The following is a 20,149-nucleotide window of genomic DNA, read 5'->3' as shown; positions in this document are numbered from 1 at the left end:
TAATTAAGTATATAATAATATTAAATGTGATTTTTTAATAATTTAGGAGGAAATATGAACATAAAATTAAGTTCAGTTAAGGAATTAAGAAAGCTTACTCTACAGGCCATTGTAGACCTTTATGAAAATGGGATATTATTAGAAGAACTTACTAAATTGCCTAAAATGCTATTAAGTGGTGAACAACCTACCTATAGAGATTCAATTTATAGAGAAAGAGAAATTTTAAAACAGAGAATAAAGGTATATTTAAATTTAAACATATCTAAAGTTAGAGACATGGAACTTTTTGAGTTGTTAGATATTTTAAAAAAGAAATTCAATTGTGAAAAAATTCCTATGGAGTATGAAGGAAGAGACCATGCCGTTGAAGTAATTGAAGAAGCATGTGATCAATGTCCAAGTGGTCAATACTACGCAACAGATCTTTGTAGAAATTGTATAGCTCATTCTTGTGAAGCAATATGCCCTAAAGACGCAATTACATTCTCTAACGGAAGAGCTATAATAGATGCAGAAAAATGTGTTGGTTGTGGACTTTGTGAAAAAGCCTGCGATTATTCTGCAATAGTTAAATTATCAAGACCTTGTGAGAAAGCCTGCGGTGTTGGAGCTATAAAAGCTGATAAAAAAGGAGTAGCAAGTATAGATAGAACTAAGTGTGTTTCATGTGGTGCCTGTTACGCTGCCTGCCCATTTGGTGCTATAGAATCCCCTACCCATCTAATCGATGTTGTACCTCATATTAAAAATGGAAATAAAGTTGTTGCAATGTTTGCACCTTCTATAATTGCACAATTTGGTGTAGGCATTACTTTAGAAAAAATAAAGTCATTATTTTTAGAGCTTGGGTTTGCTAAATCAATAGAAGTAGCATTAGGAGCAGATATTGTAATCGATGAAGAGGCTCGTGAAATGGAAGTAAGAGAGGAAAAAATGACTACCTCTTGCTGCCCATCTTTTTATGAATATATAAAACTTCATCAGCCTGATATGGCAAAATATATATCACATGTAGACTCTCCTATGATGGCTTTGGCTAAACAATTAAAAGAGGAAAATTCTGAATATAAAATAGTATTTATAGGACCTTGTACTGCGAAAAAAGTAGAAGCTGCAAAATATGATATAGTAGATAACGTATTAACCTTTACAGATGTCTTATCATGGACAGATGCTAGAGGAATTGATATTAAAACTTTAGCGAGTGATAAAATCGAAGGAAGTTATGATGGTTGGAATTTTGCTAAAAGTGGAGGAGTTGCACAAGCTGTTGTAAATAAATGCGGAAAAGAACTTCAATTAATTCAAATGAACGGAATTAAAGAAGGGGCTGAAGCCTTTAAACAATTTAGATTAGCTAAATCAAATACCTTATTAGAAGGTATGGGATGTAAAGGTGGCTGTGTATGTGGCCCAAGTGTAATTCAAAAACCTCTTGTAGCCAAAGCAATGCTTACAAAATTAAAGAGATAAATCTAAATAAGAAGAAAAATGGGTGACTTATAAGTAATTTTTTTACTTGAGTCACCTTTTATTATATTCTTATTTTAAGTTAAACAGTTAATTAGAGTAAAAATGATAAATGATTTTATTTTGAAAATTAAAAAGAGTAAATTGTCCCATATAAATTTTTAAACCGTGCCCTAGAGCTCTCATAATAAACCCTATACTTGTTGTAGTTTTCCCATTACCCGTGTATACATGTATATATTCCCTCCGAATATTCTATTATCTCCTCAATAATTCCATCCGAAGACAACCCTGAACTTTGTATGGCATCTTCTAAACTTACATTTTTAGAAAACATACAAGAGTTGCACTTTAATTCGAATTTTTCAAAAATTTTAGTAACAAAGGGATATTCTCTAAAAAGGTCTTGAATATTCATTTTTAAAAACTGATTTTTGTCCATCACAATATTTCTCTCCTTAATATTTTGAACTTCTAAGTTTTTTTCAAAGAAAAACTGATTTTTAAATCAGCTTTTCTTATTACTATTATACTTATTAACCCTCTATTTTTTTTACAATTTTAGTAATTACATTATTTAGTGATTCATATGTAGTTCCTGATTTTTTAGAAAAAATATATGGTTTTCCTTCATCTCCAGTCTCTACCATCTCTGAAGTTAGTGGTATCTTCCCTAAAAAATCTATATTCATATCTTTAGATACCTTTTCTCCACCACCACTTTTAAAAATATCTATTCTTTCATCACAATGAGGACATATAAATCCACTCATATTCTCTACTATTCCTAAAACTGGCATATTTACTAATTTAGAAAACTTTATAGATTTTCTAGAATCCAAAATAGCGACATCTTGAGGAGTTGTTACTATAACACTTCCATCTACTTTTCCTAAAGTCTGAGCAACAGTAAGAGATTCATCTCCCGTTCCAGGAGGTAAATCTACTACAAGATAATCTATATCTCCCCAATTTACATCTCCTAAAAGTTGTTTTATTGCTCCTGTTTTTGCAGGTCCTCTCCAAATAATCGGATCATCGGAATCTTTTAGATAAAAACTTAAAGAAACTACTTTTAAATTTTCATTAATTTTTAATGGTTCCCTTACCGAAGATAATTTTTTTCCCTCAACACCTAACATAATTGGAATATTTGGTCCGTGTAAATCTGCATCCAAAAGACCAACTTTTTTCCCAGACATTGCAAGGCCATAAGCTATATTTGTAGAAAGAGTTGATTTCCCTACTCCTCCCTTTCCGCTCATTACAACGATTTTATGCTTTATTCCTTTAATATTTTTTTGTATTCTAGCATCTTCTTCTTTGATTTTTTTCATTGTTTGTGGATTCATCTTTAAAACATCTCCTTTTATTCCTTAATTTTCTTTAAATTACACCCTTTTTTATGTGCATATGCACAAGACGAATATACTCCTTTTTTAAAAATTTGTCAATAAATAATGAATAGAAATACGAGATTGGTTTGTAAAATGATTAATTATATGCTAATATTAATGGTAGTTTAAAGTGGAAAAGTCTGTTATTTTAAAGGCGTTAACTACAATAAAAAGTTTACTTAAATAATTCAAATAAATAAAATATATGGAAGGTGGGGAAATGAAGATAATTTCAATTTTAAATCAAAAAGGTGGAGTAGCTAAGACTACATCAACACAAAATATAGCCGCAGGCTTACATGCTCTAGGAAAAAAAGTTTTAGCTATTGACTTTGATCCACAGGGAAACTTAACCTCTGGTTTTGGTCTAGACAAAAGAAATTTAGATTATACAGTATACGATCTCCTAAAATCTAAGTCTTTTGGAGCTAGTAAATTAAATTTTAAAGATATTGCTATCAAAACTTCATTTGCCGATATTCTTCCAACTAATATAAAAATGTCAAAAGTCAATCTAGAATTAGGAGGAGTTCCTGGAAAAGAAAGTTTACTCAAAGAAATTTTAAAAGATGTGTATGGATATGACTATGTTCTTATCGACTGTCCTCCTAGTTTAGATACCCTTACATTCAATGCTCTTATGGCATCTCACGAGGTATATATTCCAGTTCAGACAGAATTTTATGCACTAGAAGGAATCGTAGAACTTATGGATACTATAGATGTCGTAACTCAAAGAATGAATGATGATCTTAGAATCGGTGGGATTTTTGCTACCATGGTAGATTCTAGATCAAAGCTTCATATTGAAGTTATTGGGCAGTTAAAAGAATTCTTCGGTGATAATATGTTTAAAACTTTAATCCGAAGAAATGTAAAAGTAGCAGAAGCATCTTCCCATGGACTCAGTATCTTTGATTATGCTCCTAGAAGTAATGGATCCAAAGATTATAAAAGTCTTTGTATTGAAATCGTTGAAAGGGAGGAGAATTAATGAGTAGATTAGGAAATAACCCTTTACTTAATAGGGGACCTAAAAAAGAAACGATAGATCTTCCAAAAGAAAAAATAGTAAAACAATATGGAAGAATGGTTCATATGCGTCACGAACTTTTAGACCAAATTGATTTTTCAGATTTGACTTTTATTAATAGACTTTCTATGGATGATTCTGAGCTAAAGGAACTAAAGGAAAGTATTAGTTCTATAGGACTCCTAAATATAATATATCTACAAGAAAAAGAAGAGGGGAAATTTAGAATTATCAGTGGACTTAGAAGAGCCAGTGCTATAAAAGAACTCTATCGAGAGGAAAAAGAAGTTAAGGCCAAGGATAGAGTAGTTATCTTTGACAAAAATACTCCGTATAGTCTTTTAGATAGTATCTCAATCGATGAAAATTTAAAGAGAAAAAATTTAACTTTACTAGAACAATCTTATAAATTTAATAAAGAAGCTGCCAGAAAAGATAAATCTATTGAAGATATAATCACTGGATATAATATCAGTAAAAAAACTTATTATAGGATAAAAAATGCTATTAACTATCCTATGGAAATAAGAGAAATTATAGAGATTTTAGGAGCAGACAAAGCTGAATTATTAAATAAAATTATCACTAAACTAAACTCAGAGAAAACTACATCGGATATTATAAAAGAATACAAAGATTTTAATAGAGATGAATTGAGAGATCTATTAAAAACTCTAAATATTTCGGAAAAACCAAAAAAAATATCTATAAAATATACTACCAAGGGATTTAATTTTTCTGTAAAGAAAAAAGTTCCTCAGGAAGTTAAAGAGTATTTTGAAAAAATTAAAGATATGATGGAAAAAGAAGATTATACTTTTATAAAATAAGTGAAATGATGCTACACCCAATTAAATATAAATTAATTATCTATATATTTAATTTTTCATAATTAAGTTTATAAATAATTAAATAAAAGTAGGTGATTAGATGAATACAATAAAATTTATACCTAGAGATCCCATTAAACCTCTTTTTGCAATAAAAATATCTCCTACATTGCAAAAGGTTTTGAACACCCTTTTTGATGAAAAAGAAAAACTAAATCTTCTAAAAAATGTTTTGGGAATAAATCCTAAAAGAGTAGTCGGATTAAAAAATGTTTTAGATGAAAAGAAAAATAACGGGACTATAGTTATAATCTATGATTATATCTATGAAAAAATAATGCCTAAATATGATATCCCATGTGATAACAATGGATTTTTTAAGTTTAAAATCTATGATATGGATTTTAACACAGATATTAATATTGAAAGTTTACTAAACAAATAAAATATATTTTAAAATCAAGGCGACTCATAAGTATTTTTTTTACTTGAGTTGTCCTTTTTTTATTAAATTTTTATCTATTTTATCCTAAAATTATTAGACGCTTTCTTACGTTTTTATCACTTTTATATGTTTTTAGTATTGACAATAATATTATATTTATGTTATGATTATTGAAATTTATAACAATAATCAATAACTCATATAAGCTAGTAATATGGTCTAGTGTCTCTACGGTTAACCTAAAATTAACCTCTATGAGTGAAAAGTAAAGGCAAGAGTCTATACTCTTCACACATAGTTTTTGTAGAAGGTGGACTGTGGCCTTTTTTTTATACCTTTTTTTAGATGTAATTAAAAAAACACTATGATCATAACAATTTAGCTTTTTATCATTTTAATTTCAATATAATTTAGGAGGTTAACTTTATGTTAAACGGAAAAATAATCAAAGAGGCTATTACCTTTGACGATGTCTTATTGGTACCACAAAAATCAAATGTCTTACCACACGAAGTGTCATTACAGACAAAATTAACTAAAAAAATTACACTAAATATCCCATTTTTGAGTGCTGCTATGGATACTGTTACGGAGTCTAAGATGGCAATTTCCATGGCACGTCAAGGAGGTTTAGGATTTATCCATAAAAACATGTCTATCGAAGATCAAGCTGCTGAAATAGATAAGGTTAAAAGAAATGAATCCGGTATGATTACAAATCCTATCATCTTACATAGAAATTCTATCTTAGCTGATGCAGACAAGATTATGGCTACCTACAGAGTTTCTGGATTACCTGTCGTAGAAGATGATGGTACATTAGTCGGAATAATCACAAATAGAGACTTGAAATATAGAAAAGATTTGAGCCAAAAAGTAGTAGAGATCATGACCTGTGAAAATCTTATTACAGCCTCTATTGGAACGACTTTAGATGAAGCCAAAGAAATTTTACTTGAAAATAGAATTGAAAAATTACCTATCGTAGATAAAGATAATAAATTAAAAGGACTTATTACTATAAAAGATATAGATAATTTGGAAGAATACCCAAATGCCTGCAAGGATATAAAAGGTAGATTAAGAGTCGGAGGAGCTGTTGGAATTGGAGCAGACACTATAGAAAGAGTCTCTGCATTAGTAAACGCTGGTGTTGATATAATCACTGTAGATTCAGCTCATGGCCACTCTCAAGGTGTACTTAATATGATAAAAACTATAAGAGATGAATTCCCTGAGTTAGATATCATAGGAGGAAATATAGTAACAGCCCAAGCTGCTATTGATCTAGTAGAAGCCGGGGCTACTGCTGTAAAAGTAGGGGTAGGACCCGGTTCTATCTGTACTACTCGTGTTGTAGCAGGGGTAGGAGTTCCTCAACTCACTGCTGTTAATGATGTCTACGAAGTTTGTAAAAACTTAGAAGTAGGAGTTATCGCCGATGGTGGAATAAAATTATCTGGAGATATTGTTAAAGCTCTCGCTGCTGGTGCAGACTGTGTTATGGTAGGGGGACTCCTCGCTGGTACTGAAGAAGCCCCAGGGGAAGAAGTTATCTTTAATGGTAGAAAATTTAAGGTATATGTAGGTATGGGATCTATGGCTGCTATGAAAAGAGGATCTGGTGATAGATACTTTCAAGGGAAAGCTAAAAAATTAGTTCCTGAAGGAATCGAAGGAAGAGTAGCTTATAAAGGATCTTTAGCTGACGTTATCTTCCAACTTTCTGGAGGAATCAGAGCCGGTATGGGATATTGTGGTACTCCTACAATAGAAGTTTTAAAAAGAGATGGAAAATTTGTAAAAATCACAGGATCAGGATTAAAAGAATCTCATCCTCACGATATAAATATTACAAAAGAAGCTCCTAACTACACAACATAAGAATAGAATAGTCAAAATAAAGGGGATACCGATTGGTATCCCCTTTAATATTAATAGTCGACTAAACAACCTATTACCCTTTATACCACACATAAAACGATCCAAATTCTACTAGATATTCAATAATCCCTTGGTCTTCGATAGATTCTAACATATCTATAACCTCTTCAGGATCTGCTTTTAAATTTTCCATAGTACTTTCTACTAGATCTGGCTGGGTCATCTTAAAGAAATACTCTAAAAATTCCAAAGGTCCGTCAAAAGTATCGAGGTTACCCACTATCTCTCTTAATTTAATCTCATCTAGATCAGGTGTTTTCTCAGCTATATAGATGATCATCTTTGATAGACATTCCATTTGATCTTCATCTATCTTCTCTACTATTTCATTAAAAAAATTATTAGCTCTTTCCTCATTCCAAAGTTTTTTTAATTCGATCTTTAAGTTTTCATAATTGTTTTTTCCCATTATTTCCTCCATAATTTATTCTTTTTCTTATTTTATCATAAATTTTTCTATAAATTATATATATTCAATACTGTTCATATTTTATTCCCATTTGAACAGTTATTAACTAAAAAAACAATACAATAATAAATAAACAAATAAAAATTTGACATCTATTTATATAAATGTTATTGTTGTATCAATAAAAAAAACAAAAATGGGGGTTCAAAATATGAGATCAATAATTAATATTTCTATTGTCATAATTATAAGCATAATTATAATCATAATTATAAATATAGTCAATAATATTAGTTGCGATCTTTATAGTACAAATTCCGTATAGTTTTTTTTAAAACAATAGTTTTTTAACAAAATTAATTAATTACCTAGGGAAGAGTAGTATAGGAGCAACTAAAATATTATTAGTTGCTTCTTTTTTTATAAAAAAATAATCAATTTAGGAGGGAATAGATATGATAGATACTAAAAAAATATGGATGAACGGTGAGATGGTAGATCATGACAATGCTAAAGTTCACGTTTTATCACATGTAATGCATTATGGATCAAGTTTTTTCGAAGGAATAAGAGCTTATAAAACAGAGGAAGGAACAGCTATATTTAGATTAGATGAGCATATTGATAGACTATATAATTCTTGTAAGATCTATAGAACTGAGGTTCCATATTCTAAAGAAGAGATGAAAAAAGCTATATTTGATACCATCAAAATAAACGGTATTAAAAGTGCTTATATCAGACCATTGGTATACAGAGGTTATCAAACTTTAGGTGTAAATCCATCTAGTTGTCCCGTTGATACTATGGTAGCTGCTTGGGAATGGGGCGCATATCTAGGAGAAGAAGCCCTTACTAAAGGAGTTGACGTTTGTGTATCTTCTTGGAGAAGATTAGCTCCTAATACTATGCCTACTGCTGCTAAAGCTGGTGGAAACTACTTGAGTTCTCAGCTTATAAAAATGGAAGCATTAGAAAACGGTTATGATGAAGGAATAGCACTAGACTACTCAGGGAATGTTAGTGAAGGAAGTGGAGAAAATTTATTTTTAATCTCTAATGGAAAGATATACTCTCCTCAATCAGGATCATCTGCACTTATTGGTATTACCCGTGATTCCGTAATAACAATAGCTCGTGATCTAGGTTATGAAGTTCTGGAAGAAACAATTTCTAGAGAATCACTATACACAGCTGACGAGATGTTTTTTTCTGGTACTGCTGCTGAGATAACACCAATAGCTAGTGTTGACAAAATTAAAGTTGGAATTGGGAAGAGAGGTCCTATTACAGAAAAAATACAAAAAGCATTCTTTGAAATGACAGAAGGAAAAAAACCTCAGTATAATTCTTGGTTAACTTATATAAAATAAGCAACATAATATTACATATAGATAATAATAATAATAATAATAATAAAATTAGGAGACTGACTATGAGAAGTGATGAATTAAAAAAAGGGAGCCAAAGAGCTCCCCATAGATCTCTATTAAAAGCTCTAGGGCTTATAGATGAGGAAATTAAAAGACCAATTATTGGAATAGCTGGTTCTTATAATGAAATAGTTCCAGGACACACACATCTAAATCAAATAATTGATGCAGTTAAAACTGGAGTTAGATTAGCTGGAGGAGTACCTTTAGAATTTAGCACCATAGCTGTTTGTGATGGTTTGGCTATGAATCATAATGGAATGAGCTTTTCCCTTCCTAGTAGAGAAATTATAGCTGATTCTGCCGAGATAAGTGCCATGGCTATGCCCTTTGATGCAATGATATTTATTCCAAACTGTGATAAAGTAGTTCCCGGAATGCTCATGGCAGCAGCCAGATTAAATATTCCTTCTATTTTTATCAGTGGAGGTCCTATGTTGGCCGGTATATTTAAAGGTAAAAAAATTGGTTTAAGTAATGTATTTGAATATGTAGGCGAACACGAAAACGGAACTATGAGCTGTGAAGACTTAACAGAGGCTGAAAATGCCGCTTGTCCAACATGTGGATCATGCTCTGGTATGTACACTGCAAACACAATGAATTGCCTTACAGAAGCTCTTGGAATGGCTTTACCTGGTAATGGAACCATTCCAGCTGTATTTTCAGAGAGAATCAGACTAGCTAAAACTGCTGGTATGCAAGTTTTAAAATTATTAGAAGCTGATTTAAAACCCAAAGATATAATGACGAAAGACGCTTTTTATAATGCTATAGCTGTTGATATGGCTCTTGGAGGATCTACAAATTCAAGTTTACATCTTCCTGCTATTGCCAATGAATGTGGAATAGAATTAACTTTAAAAGAATTTGATGATGTTTCAAAGGAAGTTGTACAGATATGTAAATTATCTCCTTCAGGAGAACATTTTATAGAAGACCTACAAATGGCAGGAGGGGTTTCTGCTGTTATGAATGTTTTAGATCAAAATAATTGTTTAAAAGAAGCTTCTACTGTAATGTTAAAATCTCAACTAGAAGTAGCTAAAGCTAGTAAAGTATTAGATAAAAATGTTATTAGAAATTTTGAGAATGCATATTATAAAAATGGTGGATTAGCTACTCTATATGGAAATTTAGCCATAGATGGAGCCATAGTAAAAGCTGGTGCAGTTGATAAAACGATGAGTGATCATTGTGGTCCTGCTAGAGTCTTTGAAAATGAAGAAGATTCAGTAAAAGCTATTTTAGGTGGTCAAATAAAAAAAGGTGATGTAATCGTCATCAGATACGAAGGTCCAAAAGGAGGACCAGGAATGAGGGAGATGTTAGCTCCTACTGCCACACTAGCTGGAATGGGATTAGATAAATATTGTGCTCTTATTACGGATGGTAGATTTTCAGGAGCCAGTCGTGGAGCAGCTATTGGCCATGTATCTCCAGAAGCAGCAGATGGAGGAGTTATTGGTCTTATAAAGGAAGGCGATCTTGTAGAGATCAACATTCCTAATAGATCTATCTCTTTAAAAGTAAGTGATAGCGAACTAGATCACAGAAGAAAAAGCTTTAAGCCATTAGTAAAAAAGGTAGAAAGTAGTTATCTTAGAAGATATCAAAAAATTGTTAGTTCAGCAAGTAAAGGTGCTATTGTTTTAAAAAATTATTAATTTAATTTATAACAACAAATATTGCTAAGAAAGGAGTATTTTAATGAAACATATTAATGGAGCTAAAATAATTTTAGAAATTTTATATAGGCATAATTTAAATACAGTCTTTGGTTATCCTGGTGGAGCAGTTATTCCTCTCTATGATGCACTCTATGACTATAAAAATAAAATAAAACATATTTTTACAAGACATGAACAAGGAGCTACCCATGCAGCAGACGGGTATGCCAGAATAAGTAAAAAAACAGGTGTTTCAATAGCTACTTCAGGACCTGGTGCTACTAATACAGTTACTGGAATAATGACAGCTTATATGGATTCAACTCCTTTATTAGTTATTACAGGGCAGGTTCCTAGTACAAAACTAGGTAGCGATGCTTTTCAAGAATCAGATATTACAGGAATTTCACTTCCTATAACTAAACATTCTTATCTTGTGAGAACACTTGAAGATCTACCTAGAATATTAAAGGAAGCTATTTATCTTACGAATATAGGAAGACCTGGACCTGTATTAGTAGATATTCCTAAAAATATTCAACTAGAAGAGATGCCTTATGACAAATTTGAACAACTTTATAAAGAGAAAAATAAACCAACTTCTACATATCATCATCTATACGATAATCCAGAAACTAAATCTATAGATCTCTTTATAGATATGATTAAAAATAGTAAAAGACCTATTATCCTTTCAGGTATTGGTATTGTTAAATCAAAAGCAGAGGATACATTAAAAAAAGTCATTAAAAAATTTGATATTCCAATGACTTCTACATTATTGGGATTAGGAACTCTTCCACATAATGATGTACATAACCTTCATATGTTAGGAATGCATGGAACTGCATATGCCAATTATGCTGTAGATGAAGCTGACCTAGTGATAGCTTTAGGAATGAGATTTGACGATAGAGTCACTGGAAATGTTAAACAATTTTGTGAAAATGCAAAAATTATACATATAGATATTGATGAAGCTGAAATAAATAAAATAAAAGAAGCTGACTTACATATTGTAGGAGATTTAAATTGTGTATTAAAAAAACTTTTAGAATCTGTCTATGAAAAACAAAATCCTCAGTGGATGAAAAGAATCACAGAGTTAAAAAATAAATTTCCTCTCTCAAAAGAGTTTTCTAAAACTGAGATTAGCCCTCAACATCTAATCTCTAAAATAAGTCAAGTAACTAAAGGGGAAGCCATTATTTGTACAGATGTCGGACAACATCAAATGTGGACAGCACAATATTATGAATTTAATAAAGCTAATAGTATTGTCACTTCTGGAGGAGCAGGAACCATGGGATTTGGATTACCTGCTGCCATAGGAGCTAAATTAGCAAATCCAGATAGAGAAGTTGTTGCTATTGTAGGAGATGGTGGATTTCAGATGAATTCCCAAGAACTTATGACTATCTCACAATATAATTTGGATATTAAAATAATCATCGTAAATAATTCATTCCTTGGGATGGTTAGACAATGGCAAGAGATGTTTAATAACAAAAGATATTCATTTGTTAACCTAGAAGTTAATCCTGATTTTGTAACTTTAGGAAAAGCTTATAGAATAGACTCATATAGAGTAGAAGACCCATCCCTTCTCGATGATCTTCTAAAGAAAGCTTTTGAAATGAATAAACCAGTATTGATAGATGCCGTTGTTACAAAGGAAGAAAATATATTTCCTATGATCCCATCGGGAAAATCTGTACATGAGATGATTTTATCAAAGGAGGACAGATGAGAGAATACCAAGTTTTACTAATTATGAAAGATATCCCAGGAGTATTATCTAAAATTTCTGGACTGTTTTCTAAAAGGGGTTTTAACATCAATGGAATTACTTCTGGTGTCAGTGAAAGAGATGGTTTTTTTAGAATGACCATCTCAGTTATAGGAAATAAAAAGATTATAGAACAGATAAAAAAACAAGTTGGAAAACTTATTGATGTAGTAGAAGTACAGATTTTTGACAAAGCAAAAACCATCAAAAGGGAATTAATTTTAGTCAAAATAAAAACTGATTTTAAAAGTCGTAGAGAAGTTATTGAAGTTGCTGAAATATTTAAAGGGAAAGTTATTGATATTTCCCATGAATCATTAATTATAGAATTAATTGGAGATCTAGACAAGATCGATGGTTTTTTAAAATTAGTCCAAAAATTTGAGGTTTTAGAAATCTCAAGAACTGGAATAACAGCTATGCATAGAGGAGAAACACAGTAGTACAAAAACTTAGTTTTAAAGAATTAACCATTATGGAAATTCATTAAATAAAAATTATACTCGGAGGTATCAAAGGTGAAAGAACTAAAATTTTTAGAGGGAAAAAAATTAACAGTAGTAGGATATGGGAGTCAGGGACATGCACATGCATTAAATCTTCATGATTTAGGAATGGATGTAACTGTAGGTCTTAGAAAAGGATCAAAGTCATGGGAAAAGGCTGAAAATAGTGGTGTAAAAGTAGCAACAATAGGCGAAGCAGTAAAAGGCGCTGATGTAATAATGATCTTAGCTCCAGACGAATCTCAACCAGAATTATATAAATCTGAAATTGAAGAAAATTTAAAAGAAGGAGCTTATTTAGGATTTGCACATGGATTTAATATTCATTATGAAAGAATTATACCTAAAAAAGGTATAAATGTATTTATGGTAGCTCCTAAAGGGCCAGGACATATGGTCAGAGAAATATTTGAAAAAGGACATGGAGTTCCTTGTTTAACAGCGGTATATCAGGATCAAAGTGGAGATACTCAAAAAGTTGCTAATGCATGGGCTAACGGAATAGGAAGAAATGTTGGTATAATAAAAACCACCTTTAAAGAAGAAACAGAAACAGATCTATTTGGTGAGCAAGCCGTACTTTGTGGTGGAGTTACAGAACTTATGCAAGCTGGATTCGATACTCTAGTAGAAGCTGGATATAACCCAGAAGTGGCATATTTTGAATGTGTCCATGAAATGAAATTAATAATCGATATGGTATATGAAAAAGGATTTGCTAAAATGAGAGATTCTATATCAAATACTGCTGAATATGGAGATTATGTTACTGGTAAAAAAATTATTACAGAAAAAACTCGTGAAGTTATGAAAGACATTTTAGGAGATATTCAAAATGGTCAATTTGCAAATAAATTTATAGCCGAAACAGAAAATGGATATAAATTCATGAATGAAGAAAGAGCTAAATATTCTGATTCTAAAATTGAAGCAGTTGGATCTAAAATGAGAGCAATGGTTTTTAAAAAATAAGTAATATAATTTAAGCAATATAATTAAAGTAGAAGAAGAAAACTTCTACTTTTTTTAGTTCATTATTTTTCTAAATATTCTATATCTTTATATCTATACATAAATTAATTAAAATTATATAATAAATTTACATGGTCTAATTTTAATTTTAATAAAAAATTTTTAAATTAACAAATTGAATCAGTTCAAAAGGAGGAAAAAATTGAAAAAAATAAAAGTAGTGGCCTTCTCAGTACGAGATGATGAGTTAGAAGCTTTTAATAGGTTTGCTAATTTCTATAACATAGATTTAAAAACAATAAAGAAGCCATTATCTAGTTCAAATTTAGATGAAACTTTAGGATATGAACTTATCTCATTTATCTCAACCTGTAATTTAGAAAAAGAGAATTTGAAAATACTTAAAACAAATGGGATCAAATGTATAGCTAGTAGAAGTATTGGTTATGATAATGTAGATTTAAATATGGCAACCAAACTTAATATCAAAGTGACTAACTCTTATTATTCCCCTTATTCTATCGCGGAATTTACTGTGATGTCTATGCTGAATTTACTCAGACGTCTTCCTCTAACAATAAAAAAAGTTGGAATTAATGATTTTTCCCTAGAAGGTATAAAGGGAAAAGAATTACAAAATCAAATTATAGGTGTTGTAGGAACAGGTAAAATTGGGAAAACAGTAATTAAATGTTTGAGTGGTTTTGGTTCTAAAATTATTGCTTTTGATCCCTTTCCATCTGACTTAGATAATATAGAATATGTTAGTTTAAATGTTTTAAAAGAAAAATCAGATATAATAACTCTACACATTCCTATGACTGATCAAAATAAACATATGGTAGATTCAAAATTTTTATCTTCTGTAAAAGACGGAGTGTTAATAATTAATACTGCTAGAGGAGGGCTTATTAATACTAAAGATCTTGTGACGAGGTTGAAGTCAGGTAAGGTTGGAGGAGCTGCTTTAGACGTTATAGAGGGAGAAGATGGCATTATATTTAAAGACTGCTCTAGAAAACAAATTGATAATGATGACTTGGTTATCTTAAAAAATATGCCAAATGTTCAAATAACTCCCCATCAAGCCTTTTTTACAGATCAAGCTGTTTCAGATACGGTAGAAGTTTCTCTCAAAAATTTAATTGAATTCTCTTCTACAGGAGATCCTAGTAATTCTATAAATTAAAATTTTAATATGTAGTTCTAATTTTAGGTGATTATATAAAAGATTACCATCACTTATAAGTTATAACCTCTTTCTTTATAACTTTTACAATGTAAATCTAATGTAAACAAACAAGAAAAAGTTTGAAATAGAACAAAAAAAATTGTATTCTAAGTTATAGAATATAATTTTATAAATAATAAGGGATGAGGTGATTATTGATTGAAAGTATTGATTGTAGAAGACGACGTAGATATCAGAGAATTAATTAGTTTTTTTATGGAGAAAGAGGGATACGAAGTTCTTGAGGCTGGTGATGGAATGGTTGGATTAAAATTAGCTAAAACTTATCATCCTCATATTATTATACTAGATCTTATGCTTCCCCATTTGGATGGGAAAAGTATGGCTCAAATGATAAAAAAATCAGAAGATAAATACGGTAACCCTAAGATCATCATGCTTACAGCTAAAACTGATATAGAGGATGTATTATCAGGTCTCGAAGTAGGAGCAGATGATTATATGAAAAAACCTTTTGACCCTAGAGAATTAGTTTTACGAGTTAAAAAACTTCTAAACCGTGAAACAAAAATCAGTACCCAAAAATATATATTTAAAAATATAACTATCGATACTGATAAACACTTGATTTTAGAAGATCAAAATGAAATTCCCATGTCCAAAAAAGAATATGATCTTTTACTCCTTCTTATAAAAAATAAAGGATTAGTATTAACTAGAGATAAAATATTAGATAAAGTGTGGCAAAGTAACTATTATACAGGTGATCGTACTGTAGATATGTATATTTCTAAAATAAGAGATAAGGTAAAGAGTATTTCAAAAGATATTAAAACGATCAAGGGGGTTGGGTACAAATTAGAAGAAAAGATTTTATAATAATAATTTTTATCCTACTGGTAGAGGTTTTTTATGTCAGGTGGAATACCGATAAATTATCTGAAATCAGCATAAAAAATATAGAAAACTCCCTTAGAAATGATGCTTATTTAATCAAAAATATTATTTTGCAAAATCCATCTGAAAACTATGGGGATCTATTCAAAAAAACACAAAAAAGATTTACAATTATAGATTTAGATGGAAAAGTTTTATTTGATAGTATGGAAGATAAATCTATTGATTCTATCGCTAATCATCATAATCGACCTGAAATTTTAAGTGCATTAAAAAATAATGAAGGCCTCTCTACACGAAAAAGTGATACCACTAAAAAAGAAATGATCTATTTTGCTCTGAAGTTAAATTCATCCCAAATTATTCGAGTTTCTATAATTTCTAATAATGCTCTTAAACATATAAAAATCAGTACTTATATACATATTATCCTATTTTCTCTCTTAAATTTATTTGCATTTATAAGTTATCGTTTTTATTTAAAACGCTATCTTTTTGACAGAATAGACCAAATAAAAAAGATGCTAGAAGATGGAAATGAAATAAAAGAAGTAGTCACAAAGGATGATAAATGGCTATTTAAATTTTGGGAAGTTATTAAAGAATGGCAAGATAACAACCTTAAAAATATAGAAAAATTAAAATTAGAAAAAATTAAATTAAATAATATCATCTCATCTGTAGATATGGGGATTCTTCTAATAGACACAGATAAAAAAATTAAATTAAAAAATGATGCCATTAATTTTATTTATACAAAAGAAGATATTAATAATTATAAAAAAGATATTAGATATCCAGAAATTATTAAATTTATAGATTGTTTAATATCAAAAAAAGAAAATGATATTTCTGAAATATTTTTAGATGATATTCAAAAATATATATTACTTCGGGGAAAATATATGGCATCTCGAAAAGAATATCTTTTTACAATAAAAGATATCACGAGAAACAGGGAAACCTTAGAGGTACAAAAGAACTTTATTACTAATGTAGGACACGAATTAAAAACTCCTCTCACAAATATCATGGGATATTTAGTTGCTTTAAGAGAGGAAGAAGATTACCATAAAAGAGATAAGTTTATTAATACCATTGAAAGAAATGCTGGAAAATTAGATAATATTTTGATGGATTTTTTAAATTTATCTAAGATAGAGAGTAGTAAAGTCATAAACTTAGCTCCTATTCATGTGAACTTTTTAAAAGATGAGATCAATAAATCCCTTGAAAATCAAATCGAATCAAAAAAAGTTGAACTATCCTATAAACTAGACCTGCAAACTGAATATATTAGGATAGATTTTGAAAAAACCACCATGATATTAAAAAATCTTATAGAGAATGCGATTATTTATAATGCTAATAATCCTAAAATAAAAGTTACCATGGAAGAAAAATTTGATAAATATAAAATTTCTGTAAAAGATAATGGTATTGGGATGAATAAATCAGATACATATAAAATATTTGATAGATTCTACAGAGTTGATAAAGCAAGAACTAGTAATGTAGCTGGTACAGGACTTGGGCTTTCTATAGTTTATGAGTTAGTTCATCTCTGTGGAGGGGATATAGACGTTAAATCAAATAAAAACGGGACTTTATTTACCTTTACTATGATAAAATAAATATAATTTCCTATATAATTAAAAAATGTAAAGTGTACCCATACACTTTACATTTTTTTGATTGAACTAATCTTATGATAAAAGTATCATACTACTATCACAATAAAAAGTTTAGAAAACAAAATACGGAGGAATAAAATGAAAAAATTATTTATGTTAATTTTCCTATTATTAAGTTTAGCTGCTTATAGTAAGGATAAAATCAATGTAGGAGTAGTCCTTTCTAGTGGAGGATTAGGTACAGGATTTAACCAAATGGCTTATGATGGTTTAAAAAAAGCGGAAGATGAAGGTCTTATTACTTTTAAATATGTAGAACCTTCTAATATCACAGAAGATTTAGTCTTTTTAAGAGATTTTTCTAGGGAAGAAAACTTTGATTTAGTCATTGGAATGGGAAGTGTTGTAGCTGAATCTATAAAAAAAGTAGCCACTGAATTTCCAAATCAAAAATATGCTATTGTAGGAGGTACCATTGCTGTCCCTAATACTGTTACTATTGATTTTGCTGAACAAGAGATGAGTTTTTTAGCAGGGGCATTGGCTACTATGATGAGTAAGAGCAATAAAATTGGTGTATTACTAGGAATGGATAATAAATCTTTTAATAGGTTTAAACATGGCTTTACACAAGGTGCAAAATATGTAGATTCAGATGTTATGGTTATTACATCTTATATGCCTACAACTAGTAGTAATCCTTTTAATGACCCTGTTACAGGGAAAAATATCTCTAACCTTATGATATCTAGAGGAACTGACGTTATTTTACAAGTTGCTGAAGGTACTGGACAAGGAGTTTTTCAAGCAGCTAAAGAAAATAAGATCTATGCTATCGGATCTGATATAGATCAAGATGGAGAAGTCCCAGGAACTATTTTAACATCTGTTAGAGTTAGAATTGATAATGCTGTTTATAATTTAACTAAAGAAGTAAGTGAAGATAGATTTAAAGCCGGCTACAGACAAGCTGGATTAGCTGATAATGGTGTTTCTTTAACTGATTTCAACCATACTAAAAACCTTATTGGTTCTAAAAAATTAGCTAAATTAGATAGGATGAAAAAAGATATTATCTCTGGAAAAATTACAGTTTCAGAATAAAAAATTTTATAAAAGAGAGAATTTAATCATAGATTAAATTCTCTCTTTATTTTTTTAATTATATTTATTAAGGGATGATAAGAAAAAGATTCCTTTAAGAAGTTTTAAAAGATATCATCACTTATAAAATATAATTTATATAAAAATTATCAATAAACTTATAATCCCTTATTAATTATATTTTTATTTAAAATAATAAACTAATCCTTCTAAATAACAAGAATAATGTTAGTTTATAGCCAATTAATCATAATCATAATTTTTATAAACTTTAATTTATCAGCAAATTATATAAAGTCCTAGATAATAATAAATATATTTTTTGCATCAACCTTATTATAATGTTAAAATATAAAGTATTATAATTTATAAGTGATGAATTAGGAGGAATATATTATGACGTATACACTTATCGCTACTTCTACAATGGGAGTAGAGAGTATATTAGCACAAGAGATAAAAGATTTAGGTTTTAAAAATGTTGTTACCCATAACGGAAGGGTTGAATTTGATGGTGGCATAGAAGATATAATCAAGGCTAACATCTGGCTTAGAACGGCAGACAGAGTTTATCTAAAGATGGGAGAATTTAAGGCTTTTACTTGGGATGAATATTTTGAAAAAGTAAAGGAACTAGATTGGATGAGTGTTTTACCAATCAATGCAGAGTTCCCAATTTCATGGGTTAGTTCTGTTAAATGTAAACTTTTTTCAAAATCCGATATGCAAAGAATGGCTAAAAAAGCTATTGTTGAAAAACTAAAAATTCAGTATCAACATGATTATTTTAGTGAAGAAGGAGCTCTTTACAGAGTAAAAATTATTGGAAATAAAGATACTTTTGTTATGATGATAGATACTTCTGGTGCACCTTTACACAAAAGAGGATATAGAGCTCATTTAAATGAAGCTCCTATGAAAGAAACTTTAGCAGCAGCTCTTGTTAAATTATCTAAGTGGAACGGCGGAGAACGTCCTCTTGTCGATCCTATGTGTGGTACAGGGACTATTCTGATAGAAGCTGCCATGATTGCTAGAAACATTGCTCCTGGGGTAAATAGACGGTTTGCTTCTGAAGATTGGCATATTATTGATCAGCAACTTTGGTTAGATGCTAGAGATGAAGCTTTTACTCATGAAGATTATGAAAAAGAAGTTAGGATCTATGGTTCAGACTTAAATGGTGAAACTATTGAGACTGCAATAGAAAATGCTAAATTAGCTGGTGTAGAAAATGATATATTATTTGAAGAAAAACATCTGTTAGAATTTGAGTCTATGGCTGAATATGGATCTATGATAACTAATCCTCCTTATGGAGAACGTTTATCGGATTTAGATCAAGTTGAAAAGTTATATAGAACATTAGGAGATATTTGTAGAATGAGATGTAAAAAATGGTCTTATTATGTAATTACTTC

At 29.9% G+C, this 20,149-nt stretch carries 19 protein-coding genes and 1 riboswitch; of the genes, 15 read left to right on the top strand and 4 right to left on the bottom strand.

Annotated features, from left to right (window positions below):
- Positions 1 to 54 precede the first annotated feature (54 nt).
- Positions 55 to 1,476, top strand: a complete 1,422-nt coding sequence (locus WBG30_RS02575; RefSeq protein ID WP_424503079.1) for a monomeric [FeFe] hydrogenase — start codon at positions 55 to 57, stop codon at positions 1,474 to 1,476.
- Between the two features lie 87 nt (positions 1,477 to 1,563).
- Here WBG30_RS02575 and WBG30_RS02570 read toward each other — a convergent pair whose 3' ends face one another.
- The 3 genes from WBG30_RS02570 to WBG30_RS02560 form a co-directional block, all read right to left on the bottom strand.
- Entirely contained in the window at positions 1,564 to 1,671 is a 108-nt protein-coding gene (locus WBG30_RS02570; protein ID WP_424503088.1) for a hypothetical protein, read from the bottom strand.
- A gap of 19 nt (positions 1,672 to 1,690) precedes the next feature.
- A complete protein-coding gene (locus tag WBG30_RS02565; protein ID WP_424503087.1) occupies positions 1,691 to 1,915 on the bottom strand; it encodes a DUF1858 domain-containing protein in 225 nt (74 codons plus the stop codon).
- A 94-nt stretch (positions 1,916 to 2,009) separates the two neighbouring features.
- On the bottom strand, positions 2,010 to 2,810 hold the full coding sequence (locus WBG30_RS02560) for a P-loop NTPase (RefSeq protein ID WP_424503078.1): 801 nt from the start codon (positions 2,808 to 2,810) through the stop codon (positions 2,010 to 2,012).
- 280 nt (positions 2,811 to 3,090) lie between these two features.
- Between WBG30_RS02560 and WBG30_RS02555 the strand changes: the two genes are divergently transcribed.
- From WBG30_RS02555 to guaB, 4 genes are all read left to right on the top strand, one after another.
- Complete coding sequence (locus tag WBG30_RS02555) at positions 3,091 to 3,864, top strand: ParA family protein (RefSeq protein WP_424503077.1); 774 nt, start codon at positions 3,091 to 3,093, stop codon at positions 3,862 to 3,864.
- Entirely contained in the window at positions 3,864 to 4,733 is an 870-nt protein-coding gene (locus tag WBG30_RS02550) for a ParB/RepB/Spo0J family partition protein (protein ID WP_424503076.1), read from the top strand. Before WBG30_RS02555 ends, WBG30_RS02550 begins: the two co-directional genes overlap by 1 nt.
- Positions 4,734 to 4,833: 100 nt before the next feature.
- Positions 4,834 to 5,178, top strand: coding sequence for a hypothetical protein (locus tag WBG30_RS02545; RefSeq protein ID WP_424503075.1), 345 nt, complete (start codon positions 4,834 to 4,836; stop codon positions 5,176 to 5,178).
- Positions 5,179 to 5,355: 177 nt separating this feature from the next.
- Positions 5,356 to 5,453, top strand: a riboswitch (purine riboswitch).
- A gap of 151 nt (positions 5,454 to 5,604) precedes the next feature.
- The gene (gene guaB, locus WBG30_RS02540; protein ID WP_424503074.1) at positions 5,605 to 7,062 is read left to right on the top strand and encodes an IMP dehydrogenase; all 1,458 of its coding nucleotides are present in this window, start codon (positions 5,605 to 5,607) and stop codon (positions 7,060 to 7,062) included.
- A gap of 73 nt (positions 7,063 to 7,135) precedes the next feature.
- Here guaB and WBG30_RS02535 read toward each other — a convergent pair whose 3' ends face one another.
- The gene (locus WBG30_RS02535) at positions 7,136 to 7,531 is read right to left on the bottom strand and encodes a hypothetical protein (RefSeq protein WP_424503073.1); all 396 of its coding nucleotides are present in this window, start codon (positions 7,529 to 7,531) and stop codon (positions 7,136 to 7,138) included.
- Positions 7,532 to 7,986: 455 nt separating this feature from the next.
- Here WBG30_RS02535 and WBG30_RS02530 point away from each other — a divergent pair, with 455 nt between their 5' ends.
- From WBG30_RS02530 to WBG30_RS02485, 10 genes are all read left to right on the top strand, one after another.
- A complete protein-coding gene (locus tag WBG30_RS02530; RefSeq protein WP_424503072.1) occupies positions 7,987 to 8,904 on the top strand; it encodes a branched-chain amino acid transaminase in 918 nt (305 codons plus the stop codon).
- Between the two features lie 62 nt (positions 8,905 to 8,966).
- Positions 8,967 to 10,631, top strand: a complete 1,665-nt coding sequence (gene ilvD, locus WBG30_RS02525) for a dihydroxy-acid dehydratase (protein ID WP_424503071.1) — start codon at positions 8,967 to 8,969, stop codon at positions 10,629 to 10,631.
- A gap of 43 nt (positions 10,632 to 10,674) precedes the next feature.
- On the top strand, positions 10,675 to 12,384 hold the full coding sequence (gene ilvB / locus WBG30_RS02520; protein WP_424503070.1) for a biosynthetic-type acetolactate synthase large subunit: 1,710 nt from the start codon (positions 10,675 to 10,677) through the stop codon (positions 12,382 to 12,384).
- Entirely contained in the window at positions 12,381 to 12,866 is a 486-nt protein-coding gene (gene ilvN, locus WBG30_RS02515; protein ID WP_424503069.1) for an acetolactate synthase small subunit, read from the top strand. Before ilvB ends, ilvN begins: the two co-directional genes overlap by 4 nt.
- Before the next feature lie 75 nt (positions 12,867 to 12,941).
- Complete coding sequence (ilvC, locus tag WBG30_RS02510; RefSeq protein ID WP_424503068.1) at positions 12,942 to 13,901, top strand: ketol-acid reductoisomerase; 960 nt, start codon at positions 12,942 to 12,944, stop codon at positions 13,899 to 13,901.
- A gap of 202 nt (positions 13,902 to 14,103) precedes the next feature.
- Positions 14,104 to 15,090, top strand: a complete 987-nt coding sequence (locus tag WBG30_RS02505) for an NAD(P)-dependent oxidoreductase (RefSeq protein WP_424503067.1) — start codon at positions 14,104 to 14,106, stop codon at positions 15,088 to 15,090.
- Between the two features lie 201 nt (positions 15,091 to 15,291).
- A complete protein-coding gene (locus WBG30_RS02500) occupies positions 15,292 to 15,972 on the top strand; it encodes a response regulator transcription factor (RefSeq protein ID WP_424503066.1) in 681 nt (226 codons plus the stop codon).
- A gap of 128 nt (positions 15,973 to 16,100) precedes the next feature.
- Positions 16,101 to 17,624: an ATP-binding protein gene (locus WBG30_RS02495; RefSeq protein WP_424503065.1), complete on the top strand. Its 1,524-nt coding sequence runs from the start codon at positions 16,101 to 16,103 to the stop codon at positions 17,622 to 17,624.
- 138 nt (positions 17,625 to 17,762) lie between these two features.
- Entirely contained in the window at positions 17,763 to 18,728 is a 966-nt protein-coding gene (locus WBG30_RS02490) for a BMP family lipoprotein (RefSeq protein WP_424503064.1), read from the top strand.
- A gap of 396 nt (positions 18,729 to 19,124) precedes the next feature.
- Positions 19,125 to 20,149 (top strand): THUMP domain-containing class I SAM-dependent RNA methyltransferase (locus tag WBG30_RS02485; protein ID WP_424503063.1); only part of this gene is annotated, 1,025 nt, incomplete at its 3' end.

Origin of the sequence: Psychrilyobacter sp. (assembly GCF_049671765.1) — a bacterium.
In the GTDB taxonomy this organism is placed as follows: Bacteria; Fusobacteriota; Fusobacteriia; order Fusobacteriales; family Fusobacteriaceae; genus Psychrilyobacter.
The sequence above is the reverse complement of the archived record's forward strand: the minus strand, read 5'-3'. Positions and strand labels throughout refer to the sequence as shown.

Coding starts and splice junctions, on each gene's coding strand:
- WBG30_RS02535 (WP_424503073.1), bottom strand. CDS start 7,531: ATGGGAAAAAACAATTATGAAAACTTAAAGATCGAATTAAAAAAACTT.
- WBG30_RS02555 (WP_424503077.1), top strand. CDS start 3,091: ATGAAGATAATTTCAATTTTAAATCAAAAAGGTGGAGTAGCTAAGACT.
- WBG30_RS02530 (WP_424503072.1), top strand. CDS start 7,987: ATGATAGATACTAAAAAAATATGGATGAACGGTGAGATGGTAGATCAT.
- WBG30_RS02550 (WP_424503076.1), top strand. CDS start 3,864: ATGAGTAGATTAGGAAATAACCCTTTACTTAATAGGGGACCTAAAAAA.
- WBG30_RS02560 (WP_424503078.1), bottom strand. CDS start 2,810: ATGAAAAAAATCAAAGAAGAAGATGCTAGAATACAAAAAAATATTAAA.
- ilvB (WP_424503070.1), top strand. CDS start 10,675: ATGAAACATATTAATGGAGCTAAAATAATTTTAGAAATTTTATATAGG.
- WBG30_RS02575 (WP_424503079.1), top strand. CDS start 55: ATGAACATAAAATTAAGTTCAGTTAAGGAATTAAGAAAGCTTACTCTA.
- guaB (WP_424503074.1), top strand. CDS start 5,605: ATGTTAAACGGAAAAATAATCAAAGAGGCTATTACCTTTGACGATGTC.
- ilvN (WP_424503069.1), top strand. CDS start 12,381: ATGAGAGAATACCAAGTTTTACTAATTATGAAAGATATCCCAGGAGTA.
- ilvD (WP_424503071.1), top strand. CDS start 8,967: ATGAGAAGTGATGAATTAAAAAAAGGGAGCCAAAGAGCTCCCCATAGA.
- WBG30_RS02565 (WP_424503087.1), bottom strand. CDS start 1,915: ATGGACAAAAATCAGTTTTTAAAAATGAATATTCAAGACCTTTTTAGA.
- WBG30_RS02490 (WP_424503064.1), top strand. CDS start 17,763: ATGAAAAAATTATTTATGTTAATTTTCCTATTATTAAGTTTAGCTGCT.
- WBG30_RS02545 (WP_424503075.1), top strand. CDS start 4,834: ATGAATACAATAAAATTTATACCTAGAGATCCCATTAAACCTCTTTTT.